The organism is Mycobacterium sp. NGS35 (assembly GCF_059812855.1).
On the sequence record NZ_JCALDL010000002.1, the window covers coordinates 85,248 to 96,484 of the forward strand.

Below are 11,237 nucleotides of genomic sequence, written 5' to 3' on the forward strand. Positions count from 1 at the left end.
GGAAGGAGGAAGTAGATGACGCAACTGTGGGTCGAGCGCACCGGGGTACGCCGCTACACCGGCCGCAGCTCGCGCGGCGCGGAAGTGCTGGTGGGCAGCGAGGACGTCGACGGCGTCTTCACGCCCGGTGAGCTGCTCAAGATCGCGCTGGCGGCATGCAGCGGGATGGCTTCCGATCAGCCGCTGCGGCGCAGACTCGGCGACGACTACCGCGCCACCATCCGCGTCGCCGGACCGCCGGACCGCGATAAGGAGATCTACCCGCTGCTGGAGGAGCGCCTCGAAGTCGACCTCTCCGGCCTCTCCGACGACGAAACAGCCCGGCTGCTGACGGTGGTGAATCGGGCCGTCGAGCAGGTCTGCACAGTCGGGCGCACGCTCAAGCAAGGCACCACGGTCACCTTCGAGGTCCAGAACATTGGCTGACGCACGGTTGACAGCCTGGGTGCACGGCCGCGTGCAGGGCGTCGGCTTTCGGTGGTGGACCCGCAAACGCGCGCTCGAACTCGGCCTGACGGGCTACGCCTCGAACAAGCCCGACGGCCGCGTGCTCGTGGTGGCGCAGGGTCCGCGGGACTCATGCGAACGTCTACTGCAGCTGCTGCAAAGCGGCGACACGCCGGGCACCGTCGACAACGTGGTCGCGGACTGGACCGACGCGACAGAGCCGATGCACGGCTTCGTCGAGCGCTAGTCTCAGAGCCCGTGCACCTCAAGAGTCTGACGCTGAAGGGCTTCAAGTCCTTCGCCTCGCCGACGACTCTGCGCTTCGAACCCGGCATCACCTGCGTCGTCGGCCCGAACGGATCGGGCAAGAGCAACGTCGTCGACGCGCTGAGTTGGGTGATGGGCGAGCAAGGCGCCAAGACCCTGCGCGGCGGCAAGATGGAGGACGTCATCTTCGCCGGCACCTCGTCGCGCGCGCCGCTGGGCCGCGCCGAGGTGACCGTCACCATCGACAACTCCGACAACGCGCTGCCGATCGAGTACTCCGAGGTGTCGATCACCCGGCGGATGTTCCGCGACGGCGCCAGCGAGTACGAAATCAACGGCAGCTCTTGCCGTTTGATGGACATCCAAGAGCTGCTGAGTGACTCCGGTATCGGCCGCGAAATGCACGTGATCGTCGGCCAGGGCAAGCTGTCGGAGATCCTCGAGGCCCGACCGGAGGAACGGCGAGCCTTCATCGAGGAGGCCGCCGGCGTGCTCAAGCACCGCAAGCGCAAGGAGAAGGCGGTGCGCAAGCTCGACGCGATGTCGGCGAATCTCGCCCGGCTCACCGACCTCACCACCGAGCTGCGCCGCCAGCTCAAGCCGCTCGGCCGCCAGGCCGAGGTGGCCCGTCGCGCCCAGACCATCCAGGCCGACCTGCGCGACGCCCGGCTGCGACTGGCGGCCGACGACCTGGTGACACGCCGCAACGAGTTCGCCGGCGTCGGTGATGCCGAGGCCACCCTGCGCCGCGAGCACGACGAGGCGGCCGCACTACTCGAGTCGGCCACCGTCGAACTCGCCGCCCACGAACAAGCGGTGGCCACGCTGAGCGAACGCGCGGAAGCCGCGCAGCAGACGTGGTTTCGGCTGTCTGCGTTGGCCGAACGCGTCTCGGCGACCGTGCGTATCGCGACCGAGCGCGCCCAGTACCTCGACGAGGAGCCGCCGCGGGGCTCAGGCGTGGACCCCGACATGCTCGACGCCGAGGCCGACGAGGTGGCCGCCACCGAGTCGCGGCTGGTCGCCGAGCTCGACGAGGCCCGCGCGCGACTGCAAGAGGCGCGCACGCGGATGGCCGAGGCCGAGCGAGCGGCCGCTGCGGCCGAGCAAGCCCACCTGGCTGCAGTGCGCGCCGAGGCCGACCGGCGTGAGGGGCTGGCCCGCCTCGCCGGCCAGGTCGACACGATGCGCACTCGGGTGGAGTCGATCGACGAGGCCGTGGCCCGGCTGACCGGGGCCATCGACGAAGCCGCCGCCCGGGCCCAACAGGCACAGGCCGAATTCGAGACCGTCCAGGCCCGGGTCGGAGAGCTCGACCAAGGCGAAGTCGGCCTCGACGAGCATCACGACCGCTCGGTGGCGGCATTGCGGCTCGCCGACGAACGCGTCGCCGAACTTCAAGCCGCCGAGCGCGCCGCAGAACGCCAGGTCGCCTCGCTGCGCGCTCGCATCGAGGCGCTGGCGGTGGGGCTGGACCGCAAGGACGGCGCCAGCTGGATCCTCGAAAACCTAAGCGGCCCAGGGCTTTTCGGCTCGCTGGCCAACCTGGTCAAGGTGCACCACGGCTACGAGGCGGCGGTGGCGACGGTCCTGGGCGCGGCGGCTGATGCGGTGGCGGCTCAGGACGGCAAGACGGCCGCCGGCGCGGTGGCGGCGCTCAAGGAATCCGACGGCGGACGGGCCACGATCGTCGTCGGTGACTGGCCGTCCCCCGCCGAGGCGCGGCCGATCGACCTGCCGCCGGGTGCGCGATGGGCCATCGACCTGGTGGAGGCGCCGGAGCGCTTCCGCGGCGCCGTGGCGGCGATGCTCTCCGACGTCGCCGTCGTGGATTCCCTGGATGCGGCCCTTGATCTGGTGGCGTCGCATCCGCGGCTGCGCGCAGTGACTCGCGACGGCGACCTCGTGGGCGCCGGCTGGGTGAGCGGCGGCTCCGACCGGCGTCCGAGCACGCTGGAAATCACCTCGGAGATCGAGAACGCGCGCGTCGAACTCGCGCGGGCCGAGAAGCAGGTGCACGAGCTGGGCGCTGCACTTGCCGGCGCACTGGCCGAGCAGTCCGCCCGACAGGACGCCGCCGAGCAGGCGCTGGCCGCGCTCAACGAGTCCGACGCGACGATCTCGTCGGCCTACGAGCAGCTGGGCCGGCTGGGGCAAGACGCACGCAGCGCCGAGGAGGAGTGGCGCCGGCTCACGCAGCAGCGCGCCGAATTGGAAGCCACCCGGGCCCGCACGGTCGAGGAGCTGACCGACCTCGAGCAGCGGCTCGCCAACGCGGAGCAAATGCAAGAGCCTGTCGCCGACGACTCCGCAGAGCGGCAGGCCAGCGTGGCCGCCGCTGAAGCGGCCAGATCGGTCGAGATCGAGGCGCGGCTGGCGGTGCGCACCGCCGAGGAACGCGTGAATGCCGTTCGGGGGCGGGCGGATTCGCTGCGCCGGGCCGCGGCCGCCGAACGCGAAGCGCGGATCCGGGCAGAGCGTGCGCGGGAAGCGCGCCGGAATGCAGCGGCGGTGGCGGCGGCGGTCGCAGAATCCGGCCGGCAGGTGGCGTTGCGCCTGGCACAGGTGGTCGCTGCTGCCTCACAGATCCGCGACGCACTGGCCGCCGAGCGGACACAACGCGCGACCGCGCTGTCGCAGACCCGTACGACGGTGACCGCGCTGACCGCCAAGATCGGCACGTTGACCGAGGCGCTGCATCGCGACGAGGTGGCCAAGGCCCAAGCCGCATTGCGGATCGAGCAACTCGAGGAGCACATCCTCGAACAGTTCGGCATGGCCGCCGAGGACCTCATCGCCGAGTACGGACCCGATGTGCCGCTGCCGCCCTCAGAGCTGGAGCTTGCGGAGTACGAGCAAGCCCGCGAGCGCGGCGAGCAGGTGAGCCCGCCGGCACAGATGCCGTTCGACCGGCCCACCCAAGAGCGGCGCGCCAAGAGGGCCGAACGAGAACTGGCCGAGCTGGGCCGCGTGAACCCGCTGGCACTCGAGGAGTTCGCCGCGCTCGAAGAGCGTTACAACTTCCTGTCCACCCAGCTCGAGGACGTCAAGGCCGCGCGCAAAGATCTGCTCGACGTCGTCGCCGACGTCGACGCGCGTATCGAGTCGGTGTTCGCCGAGGCCTACTACGACGTCGAGCGCGAGTTCCGGGTGGTGTTCGACGCGCTGTTCCCTGGCGGCGAAGGACGGCTGTTGCTGACCAACCCCGACGACATGCTGACCACCGGCATCGACGTCGAGGCGCGTCCGCCCGGCAAGAAGATCAAGCGGCTGTCGCTGCTGTCCGGCGGTGAGAAGTCGCTGGCGGCGATCGCCATGCTGGTGGCCATCTTCCGCGCGCGTCCCTCGCCGTTCTACGTCATGGACGAGGTCGAGGCCGCGCTGGACGACGCGAACCTGCGCCGGCTGATTGCGCTGTTCGAGCAGCTGCGGTCGCAGTCGCAGCTGATTGTGATCACACACCAGAAGCCGACGATGGAAGTCGCCGACGCGCTCTATGGCGTGACGATGCGCGACGACGGCATCACCCAGGTCATCTCGCAGCGGCTGCGGGGGCAGGAGATCCCGGCGGGGCAGGAGCGCAGCGACCGGGGGGAATCCGTGGTGACCGCGGGCTAGTCCTCACGTAGTGCAGGTCGGCACTCGCACCTCCTCTGCAACACGTCAATCTCGCGACACGCCGATCTGCCGCAGATCCGCCAAATCGCTTGCCCCGCAACCATGTAGGCAGATTCGCAACTCGTCGACGAAGCGTGTCAACCACTCCAGCGCCGCCGACGCCGATGCGATCGCCGGCGCCAGCAGCGGGCGCGCCACCGCAACCACGTCAGCTCCCAATGCCAGCGCCTTGGCGGCATCCATGCCGGAGCGGATGCCGCCCGACGCCACCAGTGCAATGTCGGGCAGTGCCCGCCGCACCTGCACGATTGCGTCCGCTGTTGGCACGCCCCAGTCGGCGAGCTCCGGGTGACGCAGCTCGCCGTACCGGACGTACTGCTCCACCCGCGACCACGATGTCCCGCCCGCGCCGGCGACGTCGATGGCCGCGACAGGCAGCTCGCCGGGTGCCCGCAGCAATTCGGCGACCGCCGCCGCTCCGAGGCCGTGGCCGACTTCTTTGAGCAGAATCGGATATCCGAGCGCTGCCGACACGTCGCGCAGCCTGTTGACCGAACCGGAGAAGTCGGTGTCGCCGCCGGTTTGCATCGCCTCCTGCAGCGGATTGGTGTGGACGGCCAACGCGTCGGCGCCCACCCGGTCCAGGGCTTTGACCAGATCCGGCAGCGTCGACTTGGTCAGTTGGGAAAGCCCGATGTTGCCGATCAGCAGGACGTCGGGCGCGACGTCACGGACGTCGAAGCTCGCGGCGGCCCGCTCGCCCAGGGCGCTGTCCAGCATGATCCGTTGCGAGCCGAGCATCATCCCGATGCCGAGTTCCGCAGCGGCCGCGGCCAGGTTGCGGTTGATGGTCCCGGACAGCTCGGCGCCGCCGGTCATGGCGCCGACCAGCACGGGCGCACGCAACGAGGCCCCGAGGAAGCCGGCCGACAGGTCGATTTGGCTCAGGCTGGTCTGCGTCAACGCGTTGTAGGGCAGCCGGTAGCGCTCGAGTCCGGTGGTCAGGCTGCCGTTGTCGACGTCCTCGGTCAGGCAGACGTCGATGTGTCTGCGCTTGCGCCCGGCCATCCCAGCGGAAGTCATCACCGCGCGCCCTTGGTTGAATGGCCGGGTGGGAGAAGGTCTGTGGATAGCACTCGCTGTCGTTGCCGTTCTGCTGGTCGCCGCGCTGGTGGTGGGGCTGCTGCTGTACCGGCGCCGACGGATCACATTGTCACGTTCAGACACTGCCACACAGATCGACCGCTCCGGCGGCTATACCGCAGCATCGGGCATCACGTTCACCGAATCGTCAGCGACTGACCTCAAGGAGCGCGCGAGCCCCAGGCCCACGGTCGAGGAGGTCATACCGCCGCAGCCGCCCGTCGAGCCCACGGTCGAAAGACCCGCGCCGGCTCCGGTCGTGGAACCGGTCGAAACGCCCCCTGCACCGCCTGTCGGCGAAGAGACGGTAGCGCCGCCCGAGCTGGAGACCATCGCCCCCACCGAGGGCCGGCTCGAACGGTTGCGCGGACGACTTTCCAAGTCGCAGAACGCAATTGGCCGCAGCATGCTTGGTCTGCTGGGAGGCGGCGACCTCGACGAGGACTCGTGGCAGGAAGTCGAGGACACCCTTCTGGTTGCCGATCTGGGACCGACCGTCACCGAATCGGTGGTGTCGTCGCTGCGGTCCCGGTTGGCCAGCAGCACTGTGCGCACCGAGGCCGACGCCAGGGCGGTGCTGCGCGAAGTGCTGATCACCGAGCTGCGCCCAGAACTGGACCGCTCGATAAAGGCGCTGCCGCACGCCGACGCCCCGTCGGTGCTGCTGGTGGTCGGCGTCAACGGCACCGGGAAGACCACCACCGTCGGCAAGTTGGCGCGAGTGCTGGTAGCCGACGGCAGACGTGTGGTGCTCGGCGCCGCCGATACGTTCCGCGCCGCGGCGGCCGACCAGTTGCAGACGTGGGCGTCACGGGTCGGCGCGCATGTGGTCCGCGGCGCCGAGGGTGCCGACCCGGCATCGGTGGCGTTCGACGCGGTGGACGCCGGCATCAAGGACGGCGCGGACGTCGTCGTCATCGACACCGCAGGGCGGCTGCACACGAAGACCGGGCTCATGGACGAGCTCGGCAAGGTCAAGCGGGTGGTCAGCCGCCGAGCTCATGTCGACGAGGTGCTCCTGGTGCTCGACGCGACCATCGGTCAGAACGGGTTGGCTCAGGCCCGGGTGTTCGCCGACGTCGTCGACATCACCGGCGTCGTGCTGACCAAACTCGACGGCACAGCCAAGGGCGGCATCGTGTTTCGCGTGCAGCAGGAACTCGGTGTGCCGGTGAAGCTGGTGGGGCTCGGCGAAGGGCCCGACGATCTGGCGCCGTTCGAGCCGGCCGCTTTCGTCGACGCGCTGTTGGGCTGAGGTGCCCTCGTTTCCCGCCGAGCAGACACCAAGTCGCATGGATCCGGTGCCGGTAATGCGATTCCGCGTCTGGTCGGCAAGGCAAGCAAAGGCCGCGTAACACCGCGGAAACCGCGACCGCCTATCCGTTCACACGAGCGAAACACCGCAGCGTCCTCGACGAAACAACCACTGCGCATTGTCTGAAGCCGACGGTCGGATGCCTCGGCGGCCAGCGGGGTCGCAGGGCTTCGGCGAAGGAGGAAGCTGCGAGTGGCTGATTTCCCGCTAATGGGTGTGCCGGACGCCGGTGACACCGCTTGGATGCTGGCCAGTTCGGCGCTTGTCTTGCTGATGACGCCCGGGCTGGCCTTCTTCTACGGCGGCATGGTGCGCGCCAGGGGTGTGCTCAACATGATCATGATGAGCATCAGCGCGATGGGCGTCGTCACCGTGCTGTGGGTTCTCTACGGCTACTCGCTGGCGTTCGGCAACGACGTCGGCAATATGTTCGGCAGCCCGTCGACGTTCTGGGGTCTGCACGGGCTCATCGGTGCGAATGCCACCGCGCCCGATGCCGCCGGCGCCGGCGGGGTGCCCATCCCGGTTGCGGGCACCATTCCGCAGACCGTGTTCGTGGCGTTCCAGCTGATGTTCGCGATCATCACCGTGGCGCTGGTGTCTGGTGCCGTAGCGGATCGCTTGAAATTCAGCGGCTGGCTGCTCTTCGCGGCTCTGTGGTCGACGGTCGTGTATTTCCCCGTGGCGCACTGGGTGTTCGACTTCGACGTCAAGAACACGGCCGGCGACATCGTCCACCACGGCGGGTGGATCGCGAACAAGCTGCAGGCCATCGACTTCGCCGGTGGTACCGCGGTGCACATCAACGCCGGTGCGGCCGGCCTGATGCTGGCGATCGTCCTGGGCAGGCGCCGCGGCTGGCCCGGCACGCCGATGCGGCCGCACAACCTGCCGTTCGTGATGCTCGGGGCCGGGCTGCTGTGGTTCGGCTGGTACGGGTTTAACGCCGGTTCAGCATTGTCCTCAGGAGGCCTTGCCGGGTCCACGTTCGTCACCACCACCATCGCCACGGCCGCCGCGATGCTCGCGTGGTTGCTCACCGAGCGCATCCGCGACGGCAAGGCGACCTCGCTGGGCGCCGCGTCGGGCATCGTGGCCGGCCTGGTCGCGATCACTCCGTCCTGTTCGTCGGTCAACGTCTTGGGCGCCATCGTGGTCGGCCTGTGCGCAGGTGTGTTCTGCGCGTTGGCCGTTGGCCTGAAGTTCCGGCTCGGGTTCGACGATTCGCTCGACGTCGTCGGTGTGCACCTGGTCGGCGGCCTGGTCGGCACCCTTCTCGTCGGCTTCCTGCTGGCGCCGGAATCAGGAGCCGCGGCGGCGGTCGGCCGTACCGGCTTGTTCTACGGTGGTGGATGGGACCAGCTGTGGCGCCAGGCGGTGGGTGCTTTCTCGGTTATGGCGTTCTCCGCGATCGGGGCGGCTATCTTGGCGTTGATCGTGAAGTACACGATCGGTCTGCGCATCAACGAAGAGGATGAAGTGAACGGTATCGATGAGGCCGAACATGCCGAAACCGCATACGATTTCGCCAGCCTCGGCACAGGCTCTGCGTTGAGTGCCGCTGGCGTGGGCGGCAGTTCGATCATCGGGCGTCACGGGGCGGAGGTTTAGGACACATGAAGCTGATCACCGCGATCGTCAAGCCGTTCACTCTCGAGGACGTCAAAACCGGTTTGGAACAAACCGGAATTCTCGGAATGACGGTGAGCGAGGTGCAGGGCTACGGCAGACAAAAGGGCCACACCGAGGTCTACCGCGGCGCTGAATACTCCGTCGACTTCGTTCCCAAGGTGCGCGTCGAAGTGCTTGTCGACGACTCGGCCGTCGACAAGGTGGTGGACATCATCGTGCAGGCTGCACGCACCGGCAAGATCGGCGACGGCAAGGTGTGGGTGAGCCCCGTCGAAACGGTGGTCCGGGTGCGCACAGGGGAGCGGGGCGCCGACGCGCTGTGAGTGGATGACACCGCACACGCCTGATCCCGCTGCCGAAACACCCCAGCCTTCGGCAGCGGGATCACCCCGCCCCGCAAAGGATTTGGTCGCTGCCACGCAGCAGCTCTTGGCCGGCGGACCGCGCCATCTCGACTCCGCCGCACTGCGCGACGCTCTCTCGGACTTACACGAGTTCTGGCTGACCACCAAGGCAACCGAAATCGGTATCACCGACACGAGCGGCTTCGCGATCGTGGCTACCGGCGGCCTCGGCCGTCGTGAACTGCTGCCGTATTCGGACCTCGATCTGATGTTGCTGCACGACAACATGCCTGCCGATGACGTCAGCAGGGTCGCCGATCAACTGTGGTATCCGTTGTGGGACGCCAACATTCGCATCGACCACAGCGTGCGCACGGTAGCCGAGGCGCTGCACGTGGCCGGCGACGACATCTCGGCCGGGTTGGCGATGCTCGAGGCGCGCCACATCGCCGGCGACGCCGAGTTGTCGAATCTGCTCGTCGGCGGCGCACGACGACAGTGGCGCACCGGAATCCGTTCTCGTTTCGATGAACTCGTCGAGCACACGCATGCGCGCTGGCAACGCTTCGGTCAGATCGCACACCGCGCCGAGCCCGACCTCAAAAGCGGCCGCGGGGGACTGCGCGACGTGCAGTTGCTCAATGCGCTGGCAATCGCACAGCTGGCCGACCACTATTCGAGCCGAAACTCGGACGGCCCCAGCGGTTCACTGGCCGGGGCGCATCTGGCGCTGCTCAATGTCCGCACCGAGCTGCACCGGGTGTCGGGGCGAGGCCGCGACCTGCTGCTGGCTCAGTACGCCGACGAAATCGGTGCGGCGCTGTGCATCGGTGACCGCTTCGACCTGGCTCGCATGCTGAGCGACGCGGCCCGCACCGTCAGCTACTACGTCGACGCCGGATTGCGCACAGCGGCGAATGCGTTGCCACGCCGGGGACTTTCGGTGTTACGTCGTCCGGTACGCCGACCTCTCGACGAAGGGGTCGTCGAGTTCGCCGGCGAAGTGGTGCTGGCCCGCGACGCCCGCCCCGAACGCGACCCGGGGCTGATCCTGCGGGTCGCGGCCGCCTCGGCCATCACCGGACTGCCGCTGGCCGGTTCGACGCTGAGCCGGCTGGCCGACGCGGCCCCCGAGTTGCGAACTCCGTGGCCACGCGAGGCGCTCAACGACCTTTTGGTCCTGCTCGCCGCCGGGCCCACGGCAGTGGCAACCATCGAGGCACTGGACCGGACGGGCTTGTGGGGCAGGCTTTTTCCAGAGTGGGGAGCTGTGCGCGACTTGCCGCCTCGCGACATCGTGCACACCTGGACGGTCGACCGGCACCTCGTCGAAACCGTCTCGAAGGCAAGCGCTTTCACCACCCGGGTATCGCGCCCGGATCTTCTGTTGCTCGGTGCGCTGCTCCACGACATCGGCAAAGGCCGCGGCGGAGACCACAGTGTGATCGGCGCCGAGTTGGCCACCCAGATCGGCACCCGGCTGGGACTGTGGCCGTCGGACGTGGAGGTCTTGTCGAAAATCGTGCGCTTCCACCTGCTGCTGCCCACCACGGCCACCCGCCGTGACCTGCAAGACCCGGACACCATCACCTTCGTGGTAGACCGGCTCGACGGCGACCCGCTGCTGCTCGAGCTGTTACACGTTCTCGCCGAAGCGGACTCGCTGGCCACCGGACCCGGCGTCTGGGGCGACTGGAAGGCGCTGCTGATCGGTGACCTGGTGCGCCGATGCCGCACGGTGATGGCAGGCGAGCCACTGCCGCACGCGGATCCGATTGAACAGCAATACGTTTCGCTTGCAGCCGACGGCAAGGTGCACGTCGAGCTGAGACCCGGCGACGGCGATCACATCTTCAAGGTGACCATGGTGGCGCCCGACCGCCGGGGTCTGCTGTCCAAGGAAGCCGGTGTGCTGGCGCTGAACTCGCTGAGCGTGCATTCTGCGTCGGTCAACAGCCACGAGGGCTCGGCGATCAACACGTTCGTCGTCTCTCCGCACTTCGGCGCACCCCCGGCGGCGGAACTGCTGCGTCAGCAACTCATCCAGGCGCTCGACGACGATTTGGACGTGATCGGCGCGCTGGAACAGCGCCACCACGAGGCCACGCGGTACGGGACGGGCCGGGCCGGCGAGGCGCTGGCTGCGGTGCCCGCCAACCAGGTGCCGGCACCCCCGCGGATCCTGTGGCACGACGGCAGCACACCCGGTCAGCTGCTGGTGGAGATCCGCTCCACCGACCGGGCCGGCCTGCTGGCTGTGCTCACCCGCGTGTTCGAAAAAGCAGGCGTCGACATCGCGTGGGCCAAGGTGACGACATTGGGCTCGTCGGTGGACGACGTATTCGGCGTGGTGGCGCCGCCCCTGGTCGGCGGGGATGTCGACGGTCTGCGGCAGGCGCTGGAACGCGAGCTGCTGGCCGTGCTGCCGCATCCGCCGCCGCAGAAGCCGGCGGAGCACGCCAGCTAGGCTG

The 11,237-nt window shown here is 68.7% G+C and carries 8 protein-coding genes; 7 read left to right on the forward strand and 1 reads right to left on the reverse strand.

From position 1 onward, the window contains the following. Positions 1 to 15: 15 nt before the first annotated feature. From AC5Y4C_RS05335 to smc, 3 genes are read left to right on the forward strand one after another with little or no spacing between them, the layout of a single operon-like run. The gene (locus AC5Y4C_RS05335) at positions 16 to 426 is read left to right on the forward strand and encodes an OsmC family protein (RefSeq protein WP_499963157.1); all 411 of its coding nucleotides are present in this window, start codon (positions 16 to 18) and stop codon (positions 424 to 426) included. Beyond that, positions 419 to 694, forward strand: a complete 276-nt coding sequence (locus AC5Y4C_RS05340) for an acylphosphatase (protein ID WP_499908044.1) — start codon at positions 419 to 421, stop codon at positions 692 to 694. Before AC5Y4C_RS05335 ends, AC5Y4C_RS05340 begins: the two co-directional genes overlap by 8 nt. Positions 695 to 705: 11 nt before the next feature. Beyond that, positions 706 to 4,332 carry a chromosome segregation protein SMC gene (gene smc / locus AC5Y4C_RS05345; RefSeq protein ID WP_499963155.1) on the forward strand — a complete coding sequence of 1,209 codons (3,627 nt, stop codon included), beginning with the start codon at positions 706 to 708 and terminating at the stop codon, positions 4,330 to 4,332. 45 nt (positions 4,333 to 4,377) lie between these two features. On the opposite strand, the gene fni is transcribed toward smc, so the two are convergent. Then, a complete protein-coding gene (gene fni / locus AC5Y4C_RS05350; RefSeq protein ID WP_499908046.1) occupies positions 4,378 to 5,415 on the reverse strand; it encodes a type 2 isopentenyl-diphosphate Delta-isomerase in 1,038 nt (345 codons plus the stop codon). Positions 5,416 to 5,443: 28 nt separating this feature from the next. Between fni and ftsY the strand changes: the two genes are divergently transcribed. From ftsY to AC5Y4C_RS05370, 4 genes are all read left to right on the forward strand, one after another. After that, positions 5,444 to 6,730, forward strand: a complete 1,287-nt coding sequence (ftsY, locus tag AC5Y4C_RS05355; protein ID WP_499963154.1) for a signal recognition particle-docking protein FtsY — start codon at positions 5,444 to 5,446, stop codon at positions 6,728 to 6,730. 252 nt (positions 6,731 to 6,982) lie between these two features. Then, positions 6,983 to 8,401, forward strand: coding sequence for an ammonium transporter (locus AC5Y4C_RS05360; RefSeq protein WP_499908048.1), 1,419 nt, complete (start codon positions 6,983 to 6,985; stop codon positions 8,399 to 8,401). A gap of 5 nt (positions 8,402 to 8,406) precedes the next feature. After that, positions 8,407 to 8,745 (forward strand): P-II family nitrogen regulator, encoded by a 339-nt coding sequence (locus AC5Y4C_RS05365; protein ID WP_499908049.1) that lies wholly within the window; start codon positions 8,407 to 8,409, stop codon positions 8,743 to 8,745. Between the two features lie 4 nt (positions 8,746 to 8,749). Then, positions 8,750 to 11,233, forward strand: coding sequence for a [protein-PII] uridylyltransferase (locus AC5Y4C_RS05370; RefSeq protein ID WP_499940488.1), 2,484 nt, complete (start codon positions 8,750 to 8,752; stop codon positions 11,231 to 11,233). Positions 11,234 to 11,237: the final 4 nt, after the last annotated feature.

Excerpts from the sequence above, each read along its gene's own strand:
- AC5Y4C_RS05365 (WP_499908049.1), top strand. The coding sequence starts at position 8,407 with ATGAAGCTGATCACCGCGATCGTCAAGCCGTTCACTCTCGAGGACGTC.
- fni (WP_499908046.1), bottom strand. The coding sequence starts at position 5,415 with ATGACTTCCGCTGGGATGGCCGGGCGCAAGCGCAGACACATCGACGTC.
- AC5Y4C_RS05335 (WP_499963157.1), top strand. The coding sequence starts at position 16 with ATGACGCAACTGTGGGTCGAGCGCACCGGGGTACGCCGCTACACCGGC.
- AC5Y4C_RS05370 (WP_499940488.1), top strand. The coding sequence starts at position 8,750 with ATGACACCGCACACGCCTGATCCCGCTGCCGAAACACCCCAGCCTTCG.